The 22,423-nt window shown below is 68.1% G+C and carries 21 protein-coding genes and 1 pseudogene; 9 read left to right on the top strand and 13 right to left on the bottom strand.

Annotated features, from left to right (window positions below):
• Window positions 1-82 precede the first annotated feature (82 nt).
• The gene (locus AWQ71_RS04340) at window positions 83-1,435 is read left to right on the top strand and encodes a GH1 family beta-glucosidase (protein ID WP_067126983.1); all 1,353 of its coding nucleotides are present in this window, start codon (window positions 83-85) and stop codon (window positions 1,433-1,435) included.
• Window positions 1,436-1,506: 71 nt separating this feature from the next.
• Here the strand turns inward: AWQ71_RS04340 and AWQ71_RS04335 are convergent, their stop codons facing one another.
• Window positions 1,507-2,559, bottom strand: coding sequence for a LacI family DNA-binding transcriptional regulator (locus AWQ71_RS04335; RefSeq protein ID WP_067126981.1), 1,053 nt, complete (start codon window positions 2,557-2,559; stop codon window positions 1,507-1,509).
• Window positions 2,560-3,152: 593 nt separating this feature from the next.
• Between AWQ71_RS04335 and AWQ71_RS04330 the strand changes: the two genes are divergently transcribed.
• Window positions 3,153-4,928, top strand: coding sequence for an SGNH/GDSL hydrolase family protein (locus AWQ71_RS04330; protein ID WP_067126977.1), 1,776 nt, complete (start codon window positions 3,153-3,155; stop codon window positions 4,926-4,928).
• Window positions 4,929-5,243: 315 nt separating this feature from the next.
• On the opposite strand, the gene AWQ71_RS41315 is transcribed toward AWQ71_RS04330, so the two are convergent.
• The gene (locus AWQ71_RS41315; protein ID WP_157570169.1) at window positions 5,244-5,732 is read right to left on the bottom strand and encodes a hypothetical protein; all 489 of its coding nucleotides are present in this window, start codon (window positions 5,730-5,732) and stop codon (window positions 5,244-5,246) included.
• Window positions 5,733-5,953: 221 nt separating this feature from the next.
• Between AWQ71_RS41315 and AWQ71_RS04320 the strand changes: the two genes are divergently transcribed.
• The gene (locus AWQ71_RS04320) at window positions 5,954-6,400 is read left to right on the top strand and encodes a ribosomal protein L7/L12 (RefSeq protein WP_067126969.1); all 447 of its coding nucleotides are present in this window, start codon (window positions 5,954-5,956) and stop codon (window positions 6,398-6,400) included.
• A gap of 927 nt (window positions 6,401-7,327) precedes the next feature.
• The gene (locus AWQ71_RS04315) at window positions 7,328-8,098 is read left to right on the top strand and encodes a class I SAM-dependent methyltransferase (protein ID WP_067126966.1); all 771 of its coding nucleotides are present in this window, start codon (window positions 7,328-7,330) and stop codon (window positions 8,096-8,098) included.
• Between the two features lie 82 nt (window positions 8,099-8,180).
• Here the strand turns inward: AWQ71_RS04315 and AWQ71_RS04310 are convergent, their stop codons facing one another.
• On the bottom strand, window positions 8,181-9,281 hold the full coding sequence (locus AWQ71_RS04310; RefSeq protein ID WP_245658104.1) for a protein kinase family protein: 1,101 nt from the start codon (window positions 9,279-9,281) through the stop codon (window positions 8,181-8,183).
• A 162-nt stretch (window positions 9,282-9,443) separates the two neighbouring features.
• On the opposite strand from AWQ71_RS04310, the gene AWQ71_RS04305 reads away from it, so the two are divergent.
• Both AWQ71_RS04305 and pip read left to right on the top strand, forming a co-directional pair.
• On the top strand, window positions 9,444-10,013 hold the full coding sequence (locus tag AWQ71_RS04305) for an HIT family protein (RefSeq protein WP_084258571.1): 570 nt from the start codon (window positions 9,444-9,446) through the stop codon (window positions 10,011-10,013).
• A gap of 228 nt (window positions 10,014-10,241) precedes the next feature.
• Window positions 10,242-11,207 carry a prolyl aminopeptidase gene (gene pip / locus AWQ71_RS04300; RefSeq protein WP_067126961.1) on the top strand — a complete coding sequence of 322 codons (966 nt, stop codon included), beginning with the start codon at window positions 10,242-10,244 and terminating at the stop codon, window positions 11,205-11,207.
• Between the two features lie 148 nt (window positions 11,208-11,355).
• Here the strand turns inward: pip and AWQ71_RS44260 are convergent.
• From AWQ71_RS44260 to AWQ71_RS04275, 7 genes and pseudogenes are all read right to left on the bottom strand, one after another.
• Window positions 11,356-11,433, bottom strand: a pseudogene (locus AWQ71_RS44260) (ferredoxin); the annotation flags it as partial.
• A gap of 20 nt (window positions 11,434-11,453) precedes the next feature.
• Window positions 11,454-12,668, bottom strand: coding sequence for a cytochrome P450 (locus AWQ71_RS04295; protein ID WP_067126958.1), 1,215 nt, complete (start codon window positions 12,666-12,668; stop codon window positions 11,454-11,456).
• A 25-nt stretch (window positions 12,669-12,693) separates the two neighbouring features.
• Window positions 12,694-14,100, bottom strand: coding sequence for an MFS transporter (locus AWQ71_RS04290; RefSeq protein WP_067126955.1), 1,407 nt, complete (start codon window positions 14,098-14,100; stop codon window positions 12,694-12,696).
• Window positions 14,097-14,405 carry a hypothetical protein gene (locus tag AWQ71_RS41310; protein ID WP_157570168.1) on the bottom strand — a complete coding sequence of 103 codons (309 nt, stop codon included), beginning with the start codon at window positions 14,403-14,405 and terminating at the stop codon, window positions 14,097-14,099. The genes AWQ71_RS04290 and AWQ71_RS41310 overlap by 4 nt, the downstream gene beginning before the upstream one ends.
• A gap of 80 nt (window positions 14,406-14,485) precedes the next feature.
• The gene (locus AWQ71_RS04285; RefSeq protein WP_067126952.1) at window positions 14,486-15,304 is read right to left on the bottom strand and encodes an SDR family oxidoreductase; all 819 of its coding nucleotides are present in this window, start codon (window positions 15,302-15,304) and stop codon (window positions 14,486-14,488) included.
• A gap of 140 nt (window positions 15,305-15,444) precedes the next feature.
• Window positions 15,445-16,236, bottom strand: a complete 792-nt coding sequence (locus tag AWQ71_RS04280) for a class I SAM-dependent methyltransferase (RefSeq protein ID WP_067126949.1) — start codon at window positions 16,234-16,236, stop codon at window positions 15,445-15,447.
• A gap of 157 nt (window positions 16,237-16,393) precedes the next feature.
• Complete coding sequence (locus AWQ71_RS04275; protein ID WP_067126946.1) at window positions 16,394-17,071, bottom strand: GbsR/MarR family transcriptional regulator; 678 nt, start codon at window positions 17,069-17,071, stop codon at window positions 16,394-16,396.
• Window positions 17,072-17,310: 239 nt separating this feature from the next.
• Here AWQ71_RS04275 and AWQ71_RS04270 point away from each other — a divergent pair, with 239 nt between their 5' ends.
• Complete coding sequence (locus tag AWQ71_RS04270; protein WP_067126943.1) at window positions 17,311-18,450, top strand: serine hydrolase domain-containing protein; 1,140 nt, start codon at window positions 17,311-17,313, stop codon at window positions 18,448-18,450.
• Between the two features lie 68 nt (window positions 18,451-18,518).
• Window positions 18,519-18,740, top strand: a complete 222-nt coding sequence (locus tag AWQ71_RS04265) for a hypothetical protein (RefSeq protein WP_067126940.1) — start codon at window positions 18,519-18,521, stop codon at window positions 18,738-18,740.
• Window positions 18,741-19,068: 328 nt separating this feature from the next.
• On the opposite strand, the gene AWQ71_RS04260 is transcribed toward AWQ71_RS04265, so the two are convergent.
• Genes AWQ71_RS04260 through AWQ71_RS04250 form a run of 3 tightly spaced genes read right to left on the bottom strand, consistent with a single transcriptional unit; the run spans window position 19,069 to window position 21,141 of the window.
• Window positions 19,069-19,626, bottom strand: coding sequence for a dihydrofolate reductase family protein (locus AWQ71_RS04260; RefSeq protein ID WP_084258487.1), 558 nt, complete (start codon window positions 19,624-19,626; stop codon window positions 19,069-19,071).
• A 56-nt stretch (window positions 19,627-19,682) separates the two neighbouring features.
• Complete coding sequence (locus tag AWQ71_RS04255) at window positions 19,683-20,639, bottom strand: sigma-70 family RNA polymerase sigma factor (protein WP_084258570.1); 957 nt, start codon at window positions 20,637-20,639, stop codon at window positions 19,683-19,685.
• A 34-nt stretch (window positions 20,640-20,673) separates the two neighbouring features.
• On the bottom strand, window positions 20,674-21,141 hold the full coding sequence (locus tag AWQ71_RS04250) for a MerR family transcriptional regulator (protein WP_084258567.1): 468 nt from the start codon (window positions 21,139-21,141) through the stop codon (window positions 20,674-20,676).
• 166 nt (window positions 21,142-21,307) lie between these two features.
• Between AWQ71_RS04250 and AWQ71_RS04245 the strand changes: the two genes are divergently transcribed.
• Entirely contained in the window at window positions 21,308-22,222 is a 915-nt protein-coding gene (locus AWQ71_RS04245) for an NmrA family NAD(P)-binding protein (protein WP_067126931.1), read from the top strand.
• The last annotated feature ends 201 nt before the right edge of the window (window positions 22,223-22,423 follow it).

The raw sequence follows: 22,423 nt of genomic DNA, 5'->3' as shown, positions 1-22,423 counted from the left end.
CGCGGCGACTCGAACCAGAACAACCGGAAGAACCAGAAAGGAAGGAGGGAGCGCGGGCACCACTCGGGGGCCGCGCACACCCATGGACATCACTTCCGCCTTCGGCCCTGACTTCGTCTGGGGCGTCGCCACCTCGGCGTACCAGATCGAGGGAGCCGCCCACGAGGACGGCAGAACGCCCTCGATCTGGGACACCTTCGCGAGCGTCCCCGGCGCCGTCGATGGAGGCGACACCGGCGACGTCGCCTGCGACCACTACCACAGGTGGCGTGAGGACGTCGGCCTGCTGGGCACGCTCGGCGTGGACGCCTACCGATTCTCCGTCGCCTGGCCGCGAGTGATCCCCGGCGGATCGGGCCCGGCCAACCCGCCCGGGCTGGCGTTCTACGACCGGCTGGTGGACGCGCTACTGGAGGCGGGCATCCGCCCCTTCGTCACGCTCTACCACTGGGATCTGCCCCAGATACTGCAGGACGAGGGCGGGTGGCCGCGGCGGGACACCGCGTACCGATTCGCCGACTACGCGACCGCGGTCGTGGAGGCGCTAGGCGACCGCGTCACCGACTGGACCACGCTGAACGAGCCACTCTGCTCCTCCTGGCACGGCCACCTGCAGGGCGTGATGGCCCCGGGCTGGAGGGATCTCACCGCGGCCGTCCGCGCCTCGTACCACCTGCATCTGGGGCACGGCCTGGCCACCCAGGCGATCAGGGCGGCGGCCCGCCGCACGCCGTCGATCGGGATCGTCAACAACCTGAGCCCGTGCGAGCCCGCCACCGACAGGGAGGAGGACCACGCCGCCGTCGTGCGCGCCGACGGCCACGCCAACCGCTGGTGGCTCGACCCGATCACGGGGCGCGGCTACCCGCAGGACATGATCGACCTCTACGGTGTCGACCTGCCGATCCGGCCGGGCGACCTGGAGGCGATCGCGGCGCCGCTGGACTACCACGGGCTGAACTACTACTTCCGCCAGGTCGTCACCGCGGACCCCGAGGGTCCGGTGCCGTACGCGCGGCAGGTCGAGGTGCCCGGAGCGCCCGTTACGGCCATGGGGTGGGAGATCTACCCCGACGGCCTCGAACAGCTGCTGCTGCGGCTGGCCCGCGAGTACGGCATCGAGCGGATCTACGTCACCGAGAGCGGCTCCGCCTGGCCGGATCCGGTCGGCGCGGAGGGCGAGCTCGACGACCGCGAGCGGTCCGCCCATCTGGAGGGCCACGTCGCGGCCTGCGCTCGCGCGGTCGCGCAGGGCGTGCCGCTGGCCGGGTACTTCGCCTGGTCGCTGCTGGACAACTTCGAATGGGCCTACGGGTACGACAAGCGGTTCGGGCTGGTCCACGTGGACTACCGCACCCAGGCGCGCACCATCAAGGCGAGCGGCCACCGGTATGCCGCGCTGATCCGCGATGCCAAGGGGGCACCGGTGGGATGACCGGCCTCGCCGGTCGACAGAGGGAGGGCGGCGCCCGCCGTGGCGCCGCCCTCCCGCACTCCCGCGACCGGTCAGGCGGACTCGCGGACGACCAGGGCGGGATCGAAGATGACCGAGGTCACCCGCTGGTCCGGCTGCTCGATCTGGGCGAGCAGGAGCCGCGCCAGCTCGGCCGCCATGTCCTCGACGGGATGGCGGATCGTGGTGAGCGGCGGCTTGCAGGCCAGGGCCGCGCTGCTGTCGTCGAACCCGACCACGGCCACGTCGTCGGGGACCAGGCGGCCGTGCCGGTGGAGCACCTGGAGCGCCGCCTGGGCCATCAGGTCGTTGGCCGCGAAGACGCCGTCGACGTCGGGGTGCTCGGCGAGCAGCCGCTCCATCGCGGCCGCGCCGCTGTCGAGCGTGAAGGCGCCCTCGACGCAGGGGATGTACGGGTGGCCGTGCATGGCCATGGCGTCCCGGAAGCCGGCGAGACGGTCCTGGGCGGCCAGTACGTCGAGGGGGCCGGAGATGGTGGCCACGCGGTGGCAGCCGCGCGCGACCAGGTGATCGGCGGCCAGCTTGGCGCCCGTCCGGTGCGCGACGTCGACGTAGCTGATCGGGAGTGGTTCCGGTGGCCGGGCGAAGAGCACGGCGGGCAGCCCTCCGTCGACGAGGAGCTTGGGCAGCGGGTCCTCACCATGGGTGGAGACCAGGATCGCGCCGTCAGCCTTGCCCTGGCGGAGGTAGTCCACGACCTCCGCGCGGGCGGCGTCGGTCTCGGCGAACAACAGGACCGGGTGGATGCCGAGCGGGCGGAGATATCCGACCACACCGCCGGCCACCCGGCCGAAGAAGGGGTCGGCGAAGACCTGGTTCGGGAACGGGTTCTCCTCGCCCTCGACGCCCGCTCCGGAGACGACCAGGGCGACCGACCCGGTCCGGCGGGTGACGAGCGAGCGGGCGGCCTGGTTGGGGACGTAGCCGGTGGCGGCGATGGCCTGCCGGACCGTTTCCTGGATGGCGGGGTTGACGTTGCGAACACCGTTGATCACGCGGGAGACGGTGGCACGGGACACGCCCGCCGCCCGGGCCACGTCCTCCAAGGTGGGGGATCCCGACACAGGCGGGGGAGCCTCGCTCATACGGCCTTTTATAGCATATTGGAGAGCGCTCTCCAGACCGCTCGGGACGAGCCGAGGCGTGGACGAGATGCGAGATTTGAGTAGTTTGTCTGGGGCCGATTTCCTCCCGCCTCCCATGCCTTTCGTCGTCGACCTGGCCACTGGAGCCGTCGAGCGTGAGGACCGGTCCCCGAAGAATGCCGTGCGTTTGGCGGTGTCCCACCACCAGCCGTCGGCCCCATAACAGATGAAAAATCACCGGCGAACAGCCAGACGGTCATCAACCGTTTCAACCCCGGACCCCGGACATCAACGACCTAAGCTTGGCGAACACGCCCATCAACTCATCAGCGACGTCTTCGCGCAGGCAGTGAGCCCTCCGATAGCCGGCCAGCCAGCGGACATTCGCTGCCAGGACGGGGGAGTGCCCTCCCATCCCTCCCGTCCTGCGAAACACCCACCCTTTCATTAGCCATTAGGCGACCTGACGGCGTTCTCCCATGTCGCGGCTGAGGTGACGGCCTCTTGCAGGAGCGTTGACAGCCCGTGGGCGGAGAACGGGCTCCTTCCCGAGGAGGAGGCCCACCATATGAGCGGCGCTCATAGTTGACGGCATGACGCGAAGATCCATACATCGGCCACTGCCCCGTGCGCTCACAGGAGCGGCGCTCGCCCTGGCCCTGGTCGCGGGCACGGGCTTCACCCCTGCGAGTGCCGGCCCGATCACCGATATCCCGCTCCTCGACGACTACGACGCCGAATCGCTCGCGAACCTCCCCGCCGTCGGCGGCCTGGAGTACCTGGGGCAGCGATACGCGCCGACCGACACCTGTCCACCTGCCGGCACGGGGCCGGGTGGGCCGCTGTTCTGGGGGGACGACAAGCCCGCCCAGTTCCGTCAGGGCGTCCCGCTGCCGGGGCAGAGGGTCGTGAAGATCGTCATCATGGGCGACTCGTACATATCAGGAGAGGGGGCGGGGGACTACTTCAACAAGCGCGGCTTCCTGCCCGAACCCATGCGCTTCCTCCAGGGCCCCAACGGTGGGCGTATCCCGGCGGTAGGGCACACCGAGGCCGACTACGACGAGGACTTCCGTCACCGTTCGGCCAACGCCGCGGTCCTGCAGGCCATCGACCAGCTGCGCCGCGCCAACCCCGAGATCTTCTTCGACGTCCGGTTCAACGCCTCCTCCGGCGCCGGTATCGAGCACTTCTTCGCCGGCCAGAACGACCACGGCCGCGTCAACCCGCCACAGAACGAGGGACTGGACGATGCCACCGACCTGGTGATCTCCGGCTTCGGCGGCAACGACGTCGGCTTCGGGCCCATGGTGGCGGCCGTACTCGACAACCCAGCCGACGTGAGCGGCATCGAGGCGCGGATCGCGCCCCTGTTGAACACCACCCGAACCTCGGCACAGGAATGGGCGGACTCAGAGCCGCCGCGTCCGCCGTTCGTCCGACCGGTGACGCAACCGTCGACCCTGTCGGCGCGGCTGGTGCAGCTCGTGCGGGCGATGAGCGTCGCCACCAACGGCAAGGCCAGAGTAATGATGGTCAACTATCCCCAGGGCGTCGCAGACGGTCTCCAGCCCGGAGGTCTCATGGGATGGATGGTGCGGAAACGTTCGGGGGACTGGGCGAAACTCCGCACTCTGGCGCCTCGGCTGACCGCCTCCATCAAAAAGGCCCAGGAGGTCCTGGCCGACAATGGGATCGCCACCGACATGCTGGACATCGAGAACGCCTTCGCCGGCCACGAGTTGGGAACCAAGGCCCCCTACGTTCGCAACGTCGCCTGGAGCACCGCCCCAGGAGGGGACGGCTTCAACAAGACCCAGCAGTCAGCACATCCCAACAAGCAAGGGCAGCAGACACTGGCGGGCCACTACACCCTGATGATCGCGGGTGAGCTCGGGCTGCGGGTCAAGGCGCCTGACGGAGCCCGTCCACCGGCCCGAGCGGCGGAGCCCTGCGATGCCGACCACAGCGATCGCCACTACCTGCCCGCCACGCCCACCCAGAGCACGGGGTCGAGCGGCGGTACCGGCGGCGGTGGTGGAGGGGGCACCAGCATCCCCAACGTCGGCCCACGCTCGACCATGACCTTCGTCAACATCGACCCGCCACTGCCCCATGACGGGCCCGGGCCCACGAACACCGGCCCACAGCCCCAGCCCACCGGCTCACAACCCTCTCCCGGACCGGGGACGACAGATTCGACCCCGCGATGGAACATCTATCCGGTCGATACCGTCCAGCCCACGACTCCGACCATCTCCTTCGACCTGACCCAGCCGCTGCCGTACCTGTGGCCTACTGGCGGCGGAGGAAGCGTGCTCCCGCAGAAATTCGAGGTGAAGATCAACGCCGACCAGCTCATGAAGTGATGACCGACATCGGCCAGATCAAGAGCTGAGCGACCACGGACCGGCGCCCGCCTGATCCGGACGCCTCGGGACTCGCCTACCGGCCCTGCTGTGCGGGCGAGTCCCATCGCATCCGCTGCGCCGCGAGCCTCGGGCACGTTGAGCGCCAGGACCGGCCGTATGGGAGGCTCGGACCAGGGCGACCAGGGGCGAGGAATGCAGCCGTCTCGACGCCGAGACCGCCGCGCCGACTGCCCGCATCCATCGGACAGACCCCAGACGGTCTACTGATGGCCTCCAATATTCAATCGGCCGGATTTCCTCGATGGACTCAGCTCAGTCCCAGTAGTTGAACAACAGCTGACCGAGGGTCGCGGGCTTCCAATAGGCGACCTGGCGGCATTCTGCCTGGTCGAGGCTCGAGGTGTCGATCAGTTCGAGGGGTTTCCGCAGCTCGTCCGACGCCAGAATTCGGAAGGCGCCTGAAGATCTCAACGCCTCTTCGATCTCAGGGACGCCATCGATGAAGACCACGGAGGTTGACCTGGCTGCTTGAACCTGGGCGATCGCCATGAGTGGTAGATGGACATGACCCAACACGGCAAAGTCGAGACTTCGGCAGCTCATTACGGCGGTATGGAAGTTGGGCGTGAGAACAGGCTGTGTGATCTCGATAATCCGGCAGCGCGCACGCCGGGCCGCTTCATAACACGCCGAGGCGAAGGCTCGCGAGTCCGTGGTCGGCAGGAGTTCGGTCTGGGGATCCCGGAATCCCGTTGCGCCTCGAGGAAGGTGAGTCAGGCTGGAGCCATGCTCAGTTGTCATCGACACTCCTGGTCACCTGTTCACGAATGGCGTCAGCGTAAGCGGCCCAAGGGACCGCGGCGGCTGCGGCGTGCCTATGGGTGACCTGGTCGCTGTAACCGAGCATGCGTGCGGCGATGGGCGCCGGAACCTCGCGGCAGAGGATTTACTTGACATAATGTCCATTATCGAGCAACGCGAAAGAGGTTCCCGAGGCATCGCCGAAGTCGTACGATCACGGCGTGTTCGGTATAGAAAGCACGACCGCGATCGTCATCATCGTCCTGGTCATGGCCGTCGCGCTGATAATCGTCATCGTGCTGGCGGCCCGAGCAGGTGCCCGGCCCAGCACCCGGCTCGCGTGGCGATCGCCGGGGCTGACGCCGCCGATCCCGCGCGACCTCCAGGAACGCGTCCGTGCGTTGTGCGCCGAAGGCAAGAAGATCCACGCGATCAAGGCGCTCAGAGACGGAACCGGGCTCAGCCTCAAGGATGCCAAGGACGTCGTGGACGCCCTGGACGCAGGACGCCCCGTCCCGACCACCCAACCGGATGGGCAACCCGGCGACCTCGCCTCGCGGGTGCGCGAGCTGAAGGCCGCCGGACGCGCCGAGCAGGCCGTCTTCCTCGTACGCGGCGAGACCGGCATGACGCAGGCCGAAGCCGAGACCTTCGTCGACGCCCTCTGAGACCCCCTCGGACTGTCCGGAAAATCACCATAAGGACGGTCGGGCAACGCAGGCGGCCGGCGCACGACCCCTCGCGGCGGCGCGGCGACACATGAGTCGGCCACCCGCCGCCCGCCGGACGCGACCACCAAGAGTTCCCGCCGAGGCCGTGTACGCTGCGGAACCCCGCCGTCACGGCCCCGGCCGCCCAGGCGGGCCGGGGTAGGCGAAATCCGGGACAGCGGGAGGAGCTGGGCTCCCCTCTCGACGACCACCCCGCAGTCGGAACGTACGAACGCCAAGAACGACAAAAGTGGCGATAAACGCTATACAAGACAGAAGGTGAATTCTGTCTGGTATGACGCGAGCTATCCAACTTGCCCCAAGCGGGCCTGTTGTCCCGTCTTAACTGAGTCGACACAGGCTCAGTTGATCTGACGCATTCGACAGTTTTCTCAGTAGTCCTGACACAAGATCGCTATAGTGCTCCTCAATGGCGATCTTCGTGTGAGGTGGGACCTGTTTTCATGGCCCCCACTGGCGCGCTCCTTCAGATGATTCGACTTTGGTCGCACCCAAATATCCGCCGGCCATCACCCTGAGCCGAATCCTGGCCTCGCCCTTTTGGAAGGCACTCGCCCTCGACACCACCGGCACGCCCTCTTCGTCGAAGAAGTGCGCCACACTTTTGAGCCCGGCTACATCTGGAGCCCTCCGCCCAAGCGCGCTACGCCGAGCCCTTGGTTCGCATGTCGCGCGAGGAGCCCGAAGAGCGGGAGCGAAAGGCCAGACAGGCCGAGTACCGACGCGCTCACAACATCCCAGAGCCGCTCAGCGACACCATCTAATTCGACGAGTTGTTGTGACCTGGCGCTTCAGTTGGCGGATGTGCGCTCAGTCATGGCAAACGGGCCGTATGTCTGCGCAACCCGTGACGGGTGGACCAAAATGGCCCGCATGACGACTACGCCCGAAAATCATGTTGATATAGCACATTCGTCCCGATTCAACGACTACGACAGGATCGCCGAGGGGTACACGGCCGAGAACGAGACCGGTCTCGTCAACGCGTACTACGAGCGGCCCGCGATGCTGGAGCTCGCCGGGGATGTGACCGGAAGGCGCATCCTCGACGCCGGCTGCGGCTCGGGTCCGCTGTTCTCCGTGTTGCGCGATCGAGGCGCCATCGTGACCGGCGTCGACGCGAGTGCCGGGATGCTGGAGATGGCCCGACGGCGGCTGGGCACCGACGCGGACCTACGGGTCGCCGACCTGGCCAGCCCACTGCCCTTCCCCGACGACGCCTTCGACGACGTCATCGCCTCCCTGGTACTGCACTACCTGGAAGACTGGGGACCGACACTGGCCGAGCTGCGACGCGTGCTGAGGCCTGGCGGCCGACTCCTCATCTCGGTCCACCATCCTTTCGGCATCACTCTCTTTCAGCACATGGCCGGGGAAAAGCCCAAGTACTTCGAGACCCGCAGCCGGACCGACGAATGGACCAAGGGCGGGCAGACCGTCCAGATGAGGTTCTGGGACCGGCCGCTGCACGCGATGACCGAAGCCTTCACCGCGGCGGGCTTTCGCATCAGCGTCATCAGCGAACCGCCGTTTGCGCCGGAAGCCCGCGACCTGTTCCCTGAGGAGCTCCGCGAATTCGAGCCCACGAGCACGAGGTTCCTGTGCTTCTTGTTCTTCGTTCTCGAAGCCAACTAACGGCGCCTCGTCACGATCGGCTGTGGTGACTGAGCGTTTCAGGGGCGATTCTCACCAACTGAAGCGCTCAGTCACAATGGGATCAGCGCATTGCGCTCATGGCGCGTTCGACCTTCTTGCTCGGATACGGCGTCGTCCTACTGGTGCCGAACAGGTCCCAGTAGAAGTCGTTCATGGCCGCCGCCACGGGCGCGTAGCGGCGGATCACCGCGGCCACAGCCGGCGGAGCACCGGCGGGGTCCGCGCCGTCCGCGCACGCGCGAATGTACTCGTTGCGTCGCGCCGGTCCCCCGTTCTGCGGCACCTTCACCCCGCAGACATTGGTGACGAGCCAGTTGACCAACCGCATCAGCGCGTACCCGATGTCGTGGGTCCGGTTACGCTCCAGGAATTCGCTCTCCTGCGTGGACAGGTCGAACCGGGAGGAAGTCGCCAGCCCGAGGTCGGCGATGTACAGGCGTTCACCATCGGTGAGGATGTTGCCGAAGTGGCCGTCGAAGTGCATCAACCCCTGGCCGTTCATGAAGGCCACGTCGGTGCGCAGGCACGACTCGACCATGGCGCTCGCCGCTATCGCCGCGTCCTGGCCGGCGGTTCGCTGAGCGGCGAGCCAGTTGTCGAGGCGGTAGGGGATGAACTCCTGAAACAACACGATGCCGGCCGAGGCGCGGGCAAGGGCGTGGAGGCGATCCCGTACCGCTGGTGATCCCTCCCAGTACTGCACGACCGCCTCGACGTCGGCGTGCTCATCGCTGGGTGGTGGCGCTCCCGGCAGCACCCGCCAGTGATACAGCAGCGGGAAGGCCGCACTGCGCCCGGCCAGGACCCAGTTGGTCGTCATGACATTGGCCGCGAGTTCACGCCATGCACCGAAGCCTGGCCCGCCGAACTCGACGAGTCCGTACTGGCAGAACGGAGGCACCCCGAACAGGTTCGCGGTGGACATCACGTTGCCTGCGCGGCGCTCCAGGTCGGTCAGCGGGATTCGCTTGGCGAAGACCGGCACGCCATCGATGTCCAGCAGTACAGAGGTGCCACCGATCCCCGAGCCCAGAACCTGCGCCTGCTCCAGTGACTCGCCGAGCTGCCGGTCACTGTGCAACGCCAACGCGCTCGCGACATCGCTGTATCTGCCGACCCGCTCACCATGCGACATGTCCAACCGTGTGTCTTGCAGTTCCAATGGCGGGCGCCCCTCTGATCAACTTCGCGTGTCAGACGCTACACCCGCCGGGGATGAGCCTTTCCGGATTCGTTCCGCCGCGATGGCCTCGTTGGCGGCGGCGCGGGCGGCGGATTCATCGACGATGCTCCTGCCCGCTCGCGGCCGCCTATGGTGGCGACCATGAGCGTGCATTCCTCCGACGGGGACCTTCCCGCCCGGAATTGCCAAGGTGAACCGTCGTCCCCACGGAAAGAAGCGTTCGATCTCGCCGGCTATGTTCGGCGCACCAGAGGCGGTCCTTGTTTCGTCTGCGCCATCCTGACGGGCGCTCCCGGCTACGACCTTGAGCAGATCGTCTTCGAAGATGAGCACCACATCGCTTTCCTGGATCGCTACCCCACGATGCCCGGCAAGGTCCTGGTGGCTCCCAAAGCCCACGTCGAGCACGTCGTCCGGGATCTTGACGAAGAGGCCTACCTACGGCTGATGCGGACGGTCCGCCGGGTCACCCTGGCGGTCGAGGCGGTCGTTCCTTCCGAGCGCACCTACCTGCTCTCCCTGGGCAGCCAGCAGGGCAACACCCACCTGCACTGGCACATCGCTCCCCTGCCTCCCGGGACTCCTTACGAGCAGCAGCAGTACCACGCTCTGATGACCGAGAACGGAGTGATCCCCTGGTCAGCGCGGCAGGCCCTTGATCTTGCCGGCCGTCTCCGCGCGGCCCTGGCCAGGATCGGCGAAGACGAGTGATACCCGGCACGCCGTCGCCCGTCGGCGCCGGGGCCATTTTGTTGCGGCATCCGTAATTCTGGGACCACTTTGCGGAGACGGCCGTCTTGGTGGGCGGGGGGAATTCAACGGACCTGCACGTCACGGATCCGGCAGCGGGGAAACTTCAGTGGGAACGCTGTTCCTGGGGGCGCGGGCCATTCTCGTGGCCGGGAACCTGCATCTGGCTAATGACTATATTTTCGAATCATGTACTCCCCCATCGAGCCCTACGACCGCGGACACCTGGACACCGGCGACGGCCATCTCATCTACTGGGAGGTCTGCGGCAACCCGGAGGGCAAGCCCGCGGTCGTCGTCCACGGTGGGCCCGGCTCAGGCTGCACACCAGGCAAGCGCCGTGCTTTCGACCCGGCCCGCTACCGCATCATCCTGTTCGACCAGCGCAACTGCGGGCGAAGCCTGCCCCACGCGAGCGACCCGGAAGTTGATCTGTCGGCCAACACCACCCACCATCTTGTCGCCGACATGGAGCGGCTCCGCGAACATCTCCATGTCGACCGATGGCTGCTCTACGGCGGGTCGTGGGGCTCCACGCTTATGCTCGCCTATGCCGAGGCGCACCCCGAGCGGGTGTCGGAGATGGTCATCACCGGCGTCACCATGACCCGCCGCTCCGAGATCGACTGGCTCTATCGCGGCGTCGGCCGGTTCTTTCCCGAACAATGGCAGCGCTTCCGCGCGGGGGTTCCTGAGGACCAGCGCGATGGCGATCTGCTGGCCGCCTACGCGCGTCTCATGTCCGACCCCGACCCTGCCGTGCGGGCCAAGGCGGCTCACGACTGGACGGCCTGGGAGGACGCGGTGATCTCCTTGGAGGTGAACGGCAAGCCGAACGCCTACAGTGACCGGCCACCCGCTGATCTGCAGGCCTTTGTCAGGATCTGCGCGCACTACTTTTCGAACGCCGCCTGGCTGGAGGAGGGCGTCCTGCTGCACAACGCACACAAACTGGCCGGCATCCCCGGCGTGCTCGTCCATGGCCGCTTCGACCTGGGTGGGCCACTGGAGACCGCCTGGCAATTGGCCCAGGCTTGGCCCGATGCGCGCCTCGTCGTTGTGGACGACTCTGGGCACACCGGCAGTGACACCATGCGCAAGGAAATCCGCGCTGCCCTGGACGGCTTCGCCGGCTCCCAGTCGTGCGTTGATTGAATTCGCTGAAATCTGCGACGCAGACCGCGTCAGCCGGGCCGTACATGGCGTCATAGCGACAGCTCCCCTGACGACCGCGCGGCCGTGATGTCCGCGATCCAGGCCCTGGTCGCGCGCACTCCGCCGCTCGCCGCCGATGTCGAGCCTGTTGGTCGAACACTTCCGGTGAGATGAGAACGCATTGCCCCGAACCGGTGCAGGCGTCCTGGTCGACGGTGACCTTCATGTGCTTTCTCCTTCGGTGATTTACCAGGTGACGGGCAGTTCGCGGACCCCGTAGAAGACGGCGTGGTGTTTGAACGTCAGCTGTTCCAGTGGAACGGCCAGGGCCAGCGTGGGGATACGCCGGTAGAGCGTGCCGTACACGACCTGCAGTTCCACCCGGGCCAGTGCCTGGCCCAGACACTGGTGGGGACCGTAACCGAAGGCGACGTGATGGCGGGCTTTGCGGTGGACATCGAGAGCGTCGGGGTCGGCGAAGACCGACGGGTCCCGGTTGGCGGTGCTCTTCACGACGACGATGCCGTCGCCCTTGCGGATGAGCCGGCCGCCGATCTCGAGGTCCTCCCGCGCGACGCGGCGTGCTTCTGTGTGGGTGATGGACAGGTAGCGCAGGAGCTCTTCGACGGCGTTGGCCACCAGGCCGGGGTCGCCGTCGCGGACGGCGTTCAGCTGCTCTGGGTTCGCCAGCAGCGCGGCCGTGCCCAGCGCGATCATGTTCGCGGTGGTGTCGTGCCCGGCCACCAGAAGGAGTTGGCCCATCGTGGAGATCTCCTGCCGGGTCATCGCGCCGGTCCGGTATTGCTCGACGGCCAGCCTGCTGAGGACGTCGTCGCCCGGCTCGGCGTTCTTCTTCTCCACCAGGTCGTCGAGGTAGCCGCTGAGCTCCTCGCTGGCGGCCATGGCCTGCGCGGGGTCGGGCTCGTCCATGACGAGCGCGCCGGCCACGCGCTGGAAGAAGGCGCGGTCGGTGTAGGGCACCCCCAGCAGCTCGCAGATCACCAGCGAGGGCACCGGTAGCGCGATCGCCTCCACCAGATCGACCGGATTCGGACCGGCGAGCATTTCATCGATAAGCCCATCGACGAGATGCTGGATCCTCGGCCGCAGCGCCTCCATTTTTTTGATCATGAAGTCCGCGGTCATGAGCCGCCGCTGCGTGATGTGCTCCGGCGCGTCCATCTGCATCAGCGTCTTCATCTGCGCGTCGCGTGCCCTGCTCACCGCGTTGGTGTGCGGGAAGCCGGGTTGTGTGACGTCGACGCTGACGCGTGGATCGGCGAGCACCGCGCGCACATCCTCGTAACGGGTGACCATCCACGGGGTGGTGCCGTCCCACAGTCTCACTCGCGAAACCGGCGCTTCTTCCATCCGGCGGCTCAGCTCGGGCGCCGGGTCGAACGGGCACTGCGCCGCACGGGCCATCGGGAACGTCGGCATCTCTGACAGGGCGTCAGTCATGGCATCTCCTCACATCGAAGGATGGTTAGGAGCCCTGGTGGGCGGGTTCTGTACGGCTCGCGCCCTTGGACGCGTGCGCGGTGAGAGCGCCGATCGCGCAGATGGCCGCGAGCCCGAACAGCACGTATCGTGCCGAGTCGAGCATCGACCGGCCGCCCAGGTTGACCAGGAGCCCCGCCACCGCCGTGCCGAACGCGATCGACAGGCTTGTCACGGTGGCGACTCCCGCGGCGGCCCGCCCTCCCTCCTCGGGATCCCGGGTACTGGACATCGCGGCAACCGACAGGTGCGGATAGGCCAGGCCGATGCCCGAACCCGCGATGAACAGCACCGGAACCCAAGCGACCACCAGCCAGATCGGCGTGTCCTCGCGCTGCAACAGGCCCTGGACGAGGAGGCCCGCGGCGAGCAACACCGGGCCAAGGATGCGCAGCCGTACGGCACGCTGCCCGGTCACCGAGGCACTGCCGATCTGGGTCACCGACCAGCCGAGCGAGATGGCAGCGGCGAAGAATCCCGCCACGAGCGGCGGCAGTCCGCCCAGCCGCTGGCCGAACAGGGGCAGGAACGACTCGGCGGCGACCCCGAAGGCCAGCAGCCCCAGCGTCAGATAGACCCACTTCAACGACGAACCCCGCTGGTACGTCGTACGTGGGAAGACCCTCAGCTCGCTGCGCCGCTCGTAGGCGACGAACCCGGCCATCAGCAGCAACGCCCCCGCAATTCCGGCGGCCTTGGCGAGTGTGCCTGGCAGGATTCCCGCCACGCTCACGGTCCCGGCGGCGGCCGTGACCAGCAGCAGAGACACGGCCGGGATCGGCGGGCGCACGTCGCTTCGTTCGCTGCGCGGCAGCACGCGAGGCACGATCGCACCGCACACCGCCGCGATGGCCGCTACCAGGGCGAATGCCAGGCGCCACGCGCCCATCTGGGCGAACAGTCCGCCGAGCGCGGGACCGGCGAAGTTGCCGACGCCGTACATCGCCGACATCAGCGCGGCGCCACGCGTCCAGAGCCGGGGTGGCAGCGCCGATCGGATGACGGCGAACCCCAGCCCGGACAGCAGACCGGCGCCGAGCCCCTGGACGCCGCGAGAGGCCAGCAGTACGGCCATCGCCGAGCTCACCGCGCAGGCCAGCGAGCCCGCAGTGAACGTGGCGAAGCCGAGGAGGTAGGCGCCGACGTTCCCCCATCGAGACAGGAGCCGGCCGGCGAGCATCGTCGCGATCACCATGGCGACGAGGTACATCGTCATGTTCCAGGAGTAGAAGCTCGCGCCGCCGAGGTCCGCCACCGCGGTCGGCAGCAGGCTCGCCGCGAGGTAGATGTTGATCGCTCCGACGAGCACCCCACCCGCCAGCACGACCGCCGCGCCGAGATGCTCCCGGCCCAGCAGCTCCCCCCAGGAGGGCGGGGCAGGGGCGAGCTTCACGCGTCCACCTCCACGGTCAGTCCGCAGCGCGGCCACAGGCCGAAATTCTTGATGGCGGGCTCCGCCCCGCCGGGCTGTTCGCTCATGACATCGAGCCTGTCGTTGAACTCTCCCCGGAGACTTTTCGTTGGCGGTGCTGCGCCGGTGTCCGGGAAAGCCTCAAGCCCGGGTGGAACCTTTCGGCCCTGCTTGCCGCCGACGTTGTCCGGCGAGTCCTCGGACGGCTTTCTCGTCCTGTTGGCGCTGCCGGCGCTCAAACGAGCGGGCGATCCCCTGCCGGGCGCGGCCGTCGTGATTTCGGGCATGCGCCTGGCCGCCTGGGCTGAACAACCGGGTCAGGCGGCCCTGCGGGGCAAGAGGAGATGGTCGCGATCGTCGGTGAACCTCACGTCAGGAACTGCCGCGCACCACGGAGCGTGGTCCGAAGCCGCCGCTGGGTCATGCCGCACTCCAGGCGTACGTCTATCGGGCCGGGCGCGTTGGTGTCCGCTCGCCGGCCTGAGGGCAACCGGTCCGGGTCGAGCCCGTCGCGTCGGGCGATGAGCCGGCCCAGCTCGTATCGGCTCACCGCGTCGCTTCCGGCGACATGGTGAACGCCGTGATATTCGGATGCGGCAAGTTCGAGGAGCGCCGCGGCGAGGTCGGCGACGTGCACGGGGCATCGCATGTCGTCGGTGAACAGCGCGCCTCTCCCCTTGCCGGTGGCCAGTGCATGCACCAGCGCCTCGTGCGGGGACCCGCCGTCACCGATGATCAGGGATGTCCGGGCTATCACCGCGGTCGGCGCGATCGCGTTCACTGCCGTCTCGGCAGCGGCCTTGGCCGCGCCGTACGGGGTGATCGGGTCGGGGACGCACGTCTCGTCATAGTGAATCGCGGCGCCGGAGAAGACCGCGTCGCTGGACACATGAACCAGGCGCCCACCTGTCGCGGAGGTGGCGAGAGCCACGTTCACGGCTCCGGTCGCTGTGGTCGTCCAGTCCGCCGACCGGGACGCCGTGTTGATGACCGCCTCTGGCCGGAATGCGGCGATCAGCGCGGCGACGTCCTCTCGTCGGCGCACGTCGAGCGGCAACCACTCAACGCCCGTGGTCTCTCCTGGCCGGGTCAGGTAGGTCGCGGCCACCTCATGCCCGGCCGCCGAACACTGCCGAGCGAGTTCGGCGCCGAGAAAACCGCTGCCACCGATGATGAGGAATCTCATGGGCGTTCACCGGAGTCGATCAGTAGGTGTGTCCGGGCCAACGACCGTCACCGCACTTCCCCGCCCGGGCAGATTGGTCCGGGCGTCCATGGTCAGGTGAACCGAGGCGTCCCCCGACGCCGCCCGTGTCCCGAGCAGGTTCAGCTCTTGCGAGCCTCGATGAGGAAGCGCTGCGAGTAGGCCACGAAGGGGCCGTGCCGCTCGAGGAAGTCGTGGAGCTCGGCCAGGCGGTCGCGGTACGCGTCGACGGTGAAGCCCGGGACGATCCAGATCACCTTGCGGAGGAAGTGGACCACCGCCGCGATGTCGTAGAACTCCATTCGGAGTGCTTCCTGACGAAGGTCGACGACCTCCAGACCCGCCGCTTCCGCGCTGAATGTGGCCTCCATCGGGGTCGCGCCGGCCGTGGTCGCCAGCGGTCCCAAAGACGGGTGGACCGAAGCTTCCTCTGCTTCCTGCGCCCCCATCATGAACTCGGTCAGCTCGCGGACCGAGCCCGAGCCCACCTGCTGCGCGAGATACGTGCCGTTCGGGCGTAGAACGCGGCGGACCTCGTCCCAGCGGGTGATCACCGGATGACGGCTGACCACCAGGTCGAAGTGGTCCGACGGGAACGGCAGGTCGGCCTCGTCGTCGACCTCGACGACCGTGGCGTCGAACTTGGCCAGGTTGCGCCGGGCGATCCCGATGTTCGGCTGCCACGATTCCGTAGCGGCCAGTACCGGTGGGGCGGCCGGGATCGAGGCCAGTACCTCTCCCCCACCGGTCTGGATGTCGAGCGCCGCCTCGGACTTCGCCATCCGGTCCGCGAGCAGCTTCGCGTACCCCCAGGACGGGCGTTCTTCGACCGCGCGGCCGGTGAACCAGGAGAAGTCCCAGCCCTCGGTGGGGACGGATTCGCCTTCAGCGACAAGGTCTTCAAATCGGGGCACTCAGCGATGATGGCAGAGGCCGGAGACCCTTCGCATCGCGATTGCGACGCCGTCACCCGCTCGGGGAACTGCCCGGGGACATCCCCACGGCGCGGTGTCTCTACGTCCGTGCCCCGCGCCTGGGCTGTCGCAGGATCGGTGACGCATCCTGCGGTGTTCAGGCGCGTTCCTCCCCGGTACGCCAGCGATTGGCGGAGGCGACGATGTCGGCGTTGACCTGGGTGATGAACGTGGCCATGCCGGACAGACGCGTCCCGGCGGGTGTGTCTGGGCCGAGGGCCTCGGCGCTGTCTCGGGCCGCTGCGGCGACGGCCTCGTTTGTTCGTGCCGCGGCGAGCATCGCGCGGTACCAGACGTCGTCGTCGATCTCGTAGCGTTCGCGGCGGCCGGTGTCGGGCCGTCGCTGGATGAGTTCCTGTTCTTCCAGGTAGCCGACCGCCTTGGAGATCGACGCGGGGCTGACGCGCAGTCGGCGGACCAGGTCGGCGGCGGTGAGGCCGCCGGAGTCGGCGGTGTAGAGGCAGGCCAGCACAGCAGCGGGCATCTGAGACATACCGGTCTGGACGAGGGCGACGGTCAGCCGTTCCGCCGCCTGGGACTCGGCAGCTGGGGCGGGCGTGGGCGGTGCCGCCTGGGACCGGCGTGCGCGCCGTTGGGTAGCGCGGTGTGCACCGTCGGCGCGATATCCGGCGGGGCCGCCGTTGCGCATGACCTCCCGGGTGATGGTCGAGGTCGAACGGTCGAGGCGTCGAGCGATCTCGGCGTAGGAAAGGGCCGAAGCGAGACCGGCGGCGATCACTTGGCGGTCCCGGAGCGTGAGCCTGCTGGCGGGCATGGCAGGGGCGAACTCCTGTCGACGGCGGTCCGGCGTTGTCCGACAGTGTGGATCCCTCGCCGGCGGATTGCAACACGACCGGAGGGGCCGTTGCATTCATCTTCAGATCATCGCATTGATTTCCATGGCTTCACCTGTCAATACGCCAATGTCTTCCGTGGATTCAATTGACGTCCAATTAAACGCAACGTAGCTTTCCATCATCAGAAACATTGGTCTCGGTTTCGACGGGGAAACGCATGCACACTTCCAGTCATCCCACCGGCGACGCGACCGTCGCGGCCACCGCTCCTGTCGCCCCACACGTACGCGAGGTGATCGAGCAGGCGGTGCGCCAAGGTGTGCCGGGGATGGTCGCGCAGACCCGCGACGGCGACCGGACCTGCTGGTCGGCGGCCGGGGTCGCGGACGTCCGCACCGGCCGGACCCGGGTTCCGCGGGAGCGGTTCCGGATCGGTAGCGTGACCAAGGCGTTCACCGCGGCGGTGGTGCTGCGGCTGGCCGCCGAGCACAAACTCAGCCTGGACGACACGGTGGACCGCTGGCTGCCGGGCCTGCTGCAGGGCAACGGGCACGACGGCGGCCGAATCACCGTCCGGCACCTGCTTCGTCAGACCAGCGGCATTTTCCCGTACAGCATCGACCCGGCGATGCTGGAACGCTTCTTCAACCCCGGCTTTCTCACCCGGCGCTTCGACCGGATGAAGCCGGAGCAGCTGGTGAAGATCGCCGTCTCCCATCCGGCGCAGTTCCAGCCGGGCGAGGGCTGGGCCTACAGCAACACCAACTACATCCTCGCCGGGATGATCGCCGAGCGGGCGGACGGGCGGCCGTTCGCCGCGCAGCTGGTGGAGCGGATCGTTCGCCCGCTCCAGTTGACCGGCACTTATATGCCCGGCGATGAGGCGGAGCTCCAGGGCGTGCATCCTCGTCACTACTCCAAGAACACCGCCGACGGTTCCTTGACCGCCCCGGTGCACGACGTGACCGAGCAGAACGCCGGGCACGACTCGCACGCCTGGACCGCCGGCGGAATGGTCTCCACCACCGGCGACCTCGACCGCTTCCTGACCGCGCTGCTGCGAGGCCAGCTCCTGCCGCCCCAGCAGCAGCAAGAGATGTTCACGACCACCGAGGTGCCGCCTCGGACCTGGATCGACGGCACCACCTACGGCAGCGGCATCTTCTCGATGAAGCTGCCCAGCGGCCGGACCGTGTGGGGTTTCGCAGGGATGATCAACGGCTGCTACACGTTCGCAATGGGCGACCGTGAGGGCCGTCGCACGATCGTCACCCATATGAACGGTGACTGGGCCCCGGCCGATTGGCCCAGCGGGATCCAGCTGATGACCGACGTCGTGGCCGCCGAGTTGGGGTGACGTCAAGATCTGTGCGATGAGCCGCCCAACCGCGCCTGACTTGTCAGACACTCCCTAGTTCGCTTTCCGTGGACCAGCTGCCGCCGTTCGTCGGCGCGGGAACGTGGACCGACTATGGGGACACCGCCGACCTCGCCCTCCGGGTGCCGGGATCGGGCACGATCCGCTTCGAGGGGCATGGGCACGGGCTGTACCACACGGGTGACCCGTGCACGATCGCGCACGCCAACCGGTATTACATCGACCTCCGCGTCCCGCCCAAGAACACCGTCTGTCGCGCGGAGAGTTGATCCGTCGTGCGGCACCGGTCCGACGGGCCATGGATCACTCCGGCTCTCAACTCCAGCGGACGATCACGAACGATCGACCGTGCGACGGACCACGACACCCCCGAACCAGGTCCGATCCGGGACGTACACCGGCGGGTACGTCCCGGAAACCGCGGAGATCCTCAGCGTTGGTCAGTCGTCTTCGCGACTGGTGAATTGGGCCTGTCTACCGGGGAAACTGCCCAGATGGCACCTGGTGGCAGTCGGTTTGCCTACGGGCGGGGCGAACGCCGCGCGCAACCCCTCCGTGGTGTCCCGATCCAGCCCGGCGACCTGGGAAGACGAACGGTCATTGTGCCTCCCTGCCGTACCGGGTGAGGACGGCGGCGCCGACCTGCTCGGACGACAGGCACTCCAGGTAGGCGGGTGATCCGCCGGAGGGGAAGAGCCGCTCGCCGCTGCCGAGGATCGTGGGGAACGTCAGCAGCCGGTATTCGTCGATCAGGTCCTCGGCCATCAGCGCGTGTACGACGCTCAGGCTCCCGGTGATGATCACATCGCGCCGCTCGCGCTTGACGGCGTCGACGAGGTCGCCGTCGATGACCGTGGAGTGCGCCCATGCCGAGGTGTCGGTCAGCGTGCGGGAGGCGACGAGCTTCGGCACGGCGTTCATCCGCGCGGAGAACGGGTCGTCACGGTTCGGCCACAGCCCCGAGAACAGCTCCCAGGTCCTGCGTCCCAGCACCAGGACGCCGTCGTCCAGGGTGCTTCCGAGCCGGAACTTGTCCCCGGAGACCGTCTCGGGGCCGTGACGGAACGCCCAGCCGCCGGTCGGCGTGCCTCCGCGCCCGTCCGGGTCGGACACGATCCCGTTCAGGGTGACGAACTCAATGACGATGACGCTCACGATAAGTGTCCTTTCGATCGATGCTCGCCCGTACGTACCGGCGGCATCGGCCCGACTCATCGCCCCTGGTCGAACTTGTCGGAAAAGATTCGCCGCGGCAGGTCGAAGGCCTCGAACACGGCCGGGTCGGCGAACACGACGTTGCGCGCGACCCGCTCGCCGGTGAGGGTGAGGACCTGCAGCGTGTGCAGGTGATGCCCGCCGCCGGGTTCCGGCGCGTAGGCGGCGAGCGCGGGCTGCCCGTTGGCGGTCAGGGGCCTGACGCGCCAGCCGGTGCCGCGCGTGTCGAACACGCGGCGCATGAACAGGCCGTAGTCGTGGCTGCCTCGGTACCACAGCCGGACCGGCGGCATCTCCAGGATCGCGTCGTCGGTGAGGAGCCGCACGAGCGCGGGGACGTCGGCCGCCTCGAACGCCCGCACGTACCGGCCGATCGTCGCGCGGGTCTTCGGGTCGTCCGGTTCGGTGACCTCGTCGATCTCGTGCGCTTCGGCGAGGGCGGCGCGGGCCCGCTGCAGGGCGCTGTTGACGGCCGGGACCGTGGTGCCGAGCTGGACGGCCACCTCGGCGGCGCTGAACTCCAGTACCTCACGGAGTACGAGCACCGCCCGCTGCCGCGGCGGCAGGATCTGCGTCGCCGCGACCAGCGCGAGCCGCATGTCGGCCCGCGTCCCGGTGTCGAACCGCGCGTCGGGGAACGGCTGGAGCCAGGGAACGTCGAGGGACGGTGTGAGCGGCGCCCCGGGGTCGTCGCTGGGCGCGCCCAATCCCGACGGCAACGGCCGCCGCGCTCGTCCCTCCAGCGCGGTCAGGCAGACGTTCGTGGCGATCCGATACAGCCAGGTCCGGGTGGACGCGCGGGTGTGGTCGTACCGGTCCCGGGCCTTCCAGGCCCGCAGCATCGTCTCCTGCACCAGGTCCTCGGCCTCGTGGAACGAGCCGACCATCCGATAGCAGTACGCCACCAACTCACTCCGGTACGGCTCGAGATCCACGGGCTCATTATCGGGCAGACGGGCGTTCCGCTCGTCGGGGGCGTGTGCCTCTCTAACGAAGGTTGAGTGCTCTGCGGCCCGTCGCGTTCGATGCGGCCCGGGGCCGCGAGCCGCCCGGCCTGCCCGCCGGGTCCGGCATCGGAGTGCGATGGCCTGGCGTTGGGGAGCCCGCGCCCTCCCCTCGGTGGATGACGTTGTCGAGGGCGGCGCGGGCGTCCAGCAGGCCCTGGATGACCTGGTCGATGCGCTCGCGTTCGCCGCGCAGTCGTTCGACGACCCCGGCGCACGCGGGGGTCGGCAGCGAGTCATCGCGCAGGCATGAGCTGACCTCGGCGATGGTGGCCGTGGACAGCCCGGCGGCCAGCAGGCCCCGGATCTTCTGCACGGCTCCGACATCGGCCTCGTCGTACTCGCGGTAGCCGTTGGCGGACCGCTCGGGCACCAGCAGGCCCTGCTTCTCGTAGTAGCGGAGCAGTTGCTCGTCGACTCCGGTGCGCCTGGCCAGCTCCCCGATGCGCATGGTGTTCACCTTCACCGCTTGACCTTGTAACCGGTTTCAGAGTTTACCTTCACAGTCGATCACCCGAAGCGGGTCGAACCGACCACGCCGGTGATCGGACGCACGCTGCTCATCCGCCGTACCGCCCACGCGACACGGCGGGACTACTCAAGGAGATGCAACGACAATGACGGCACAGGCAGAGGTGTTCCTGGTGGGTGCGACCGGGCTGCTCGGCAACCGGCTCGCGTCGGCCTTCCTGGCCAAGGGCGCGACCGTGCGCGCGCTGGTGCGCCCCGGGGCCACCGGCGAGAAGAAGCAGGCCCTCGACGCCCTGAAGGCCAAGGGAGTCGAGTTGGTCGAGGGTGACATCACCGACCCCGTCGACCGGCTCGCCGCCGCGATCGGCGGAGCGCAGACCGTCGTCTCCGCCGTCCAGGGCGGTCCCGACCTCATCGTGGACGGGCAGGCGAACCTGCTGGCGGCGGCCGAGCAGGCCGGAGCGGCCCGGTTCGTCCCCTCGGACTTCGCCATCGACCTCACCACGCTCGACGACGGTGACAACTTCATGATGGACTGGCGGCGGCAGGCGGCAGCGGGCTTCGCTGAAACCCCCCTCGGCGTCCTTTCGGTGCTGAACGGAGCCTTCGTCGAGGTGATGGTGGGCTTCATGGATCTCGTCGACTGGGAGAAGGGCACCCTGTCGCACTGGGGCGACCCCGACCAGCCGCTGGACCTGACCACCGTCCAGGACACGGCCGCCTACACCGCGGCCGCCGTCCTGGACCCGGATCTGGCGAACGGAGGCACGGTGCGCTTCGCCGGTGAGGTCGTCTCGATGCGCCGGTTCCACGGGGCGGTCGAACGCGGTACGGGCCGGAAACTGGAGCTGCGGACGCTGGGCACGGCCGAGGAACTGCGCGCCGAGATCGAGCGCCGGGCCAAGGCGACCCAGAATCCCTTCGACTACGTGGCGTTGCAGTACCAGTGGTGCATGGTGACCGGGAAGGGCAAGTTCGACAGCCTGGACAACGATCGCTACGCGGAGATCAAGCCGACCTCGGTTGAGGAGTTCGTGCGCGGCGCGAGCCTGGGCGCCTGACGCCTCTGACGGATCGCTCATCCGCTGTCGGGAAGATCGGCCATACATCGGTCATGCATCGGCCATGCGGACAGACGGGGCCGCATGGCCGATGCATGGGCACCCGGGCCGCCTGTGGCCGCGACTGATCCCTGTCGATTTCATTGCGTAGTTGACTGATTACAGGGTATTAGTTGGCGCGGCACATCACCGCGACAGGTG

This window comes from Microtetraspora malaysiensis (assembly GCF_001528665.1).
Lineage (GTDB): Bacteria > Actinomycetota > Actinomycetes > Streptosporangiales > Streptosporangiaceae > Microtetraspora_A > Microtetraspora_A malaysiensis.
Note: the sequence above shows the minus strand (reverse complement) of the source record. Positions and strands in the feature narration are given on the sequence as shown.

Coding starts and splice junctions, on each gene's coding strand:
- AWQ71_RS04340 (WP_067126983.1), top strand. CDS start 83: ATGGACATCACTTCCGCCTTCGGCCCTGACTTCGTCTGGGGCGTCGCC.
- AWQ71_RS04335 (WP_067126981.1), bottom strand. CDS start 2,559: ATGAGCGAGGCTCCCCCGCCTGTGTCGGGATCCCCCACCTTGGAGGAC.
- AWQ71_RS04330 (WP_067126977.1), top strand. CDS start 3,153: ATGACGCGAAGATCCATACATCGGCCACTGCCCCGTGCGCTCACAGGA.
- AWQ71_RS41315 (WP_157570169.1), bottom strand. CDS start 5,732: ATGACAACTGAGCATGGCTCCAGCCTGACTCACCTTCCTCGAGGCGCA.
- AWQ71_RS04315 (WP_067126966.1), top strand. CDS start 7,328: ATGGCCCGCATGACGACTACGCCCGAAAATCATGTTGATATAGCACAT.
- AWQ71_RS04305 (WP_084258571.1), top strand. CDS start 9,444: ATGAGCGTGCATTCCTCCGACGGGGACCTTCCCGCCCGGAATTGCCAA.
- pip (WP_067126961.1), top strand. CDS start 10,242: ATGTACTCCCCCATCGAGCCCTACGACCGCGGACACCTGGACACCGGC.
- AWQ71_RS04295 (WP_067126958.1), bottom strand. CDS start 12,668: ATGACTGACGCCCTGTCAGAGATGCCGACGTTCCCGATGGCCCGTGCG.
- AWQ71_RS41310 (WP_157570168.1), bottom strand. CDS start 14,405: ATGCCCGAAATCACGACGGCCGCGCCCGGCAGGGGATCGCCCGCTCGT.
- AWQ71_RS04285 (WP_067126952.1), bottom strand. CDS start 15,304: ATGAGATTCCTCATCATCGGTGGCAGCGGTTTTCTCGGCGCCGAACTC.
- AWQ71_RS04275 (WP_067126946.1), bottom strand. CDS start 17,071: ATGCCCGCCAGCAGGCTCACGCTCCGGGACCGCCAAGTGATCGCCGCC.
- AWQ71_RS04270 (WP_067126943.1), top strand. CDS start 17,311: ATGCACACTTCCAGTCATCCCACCGGCGACGCGACCGTCGCGGCCACC.
- AWQ71_RS04250 (WP_084258567.1), bottom strand. CDS start 21,141: ATGCGCATCGGGGAGCTGGCCAGGCGCACCGGAGTCGACGAGCAACTG.
- AWQ71_RS04245 (WP_067126931.1), top strand. CDS start 21,308: ATGACGGCACAGGCAGAGGTGTTCCTGGTGGGTGCGACCGGGCTGCTC.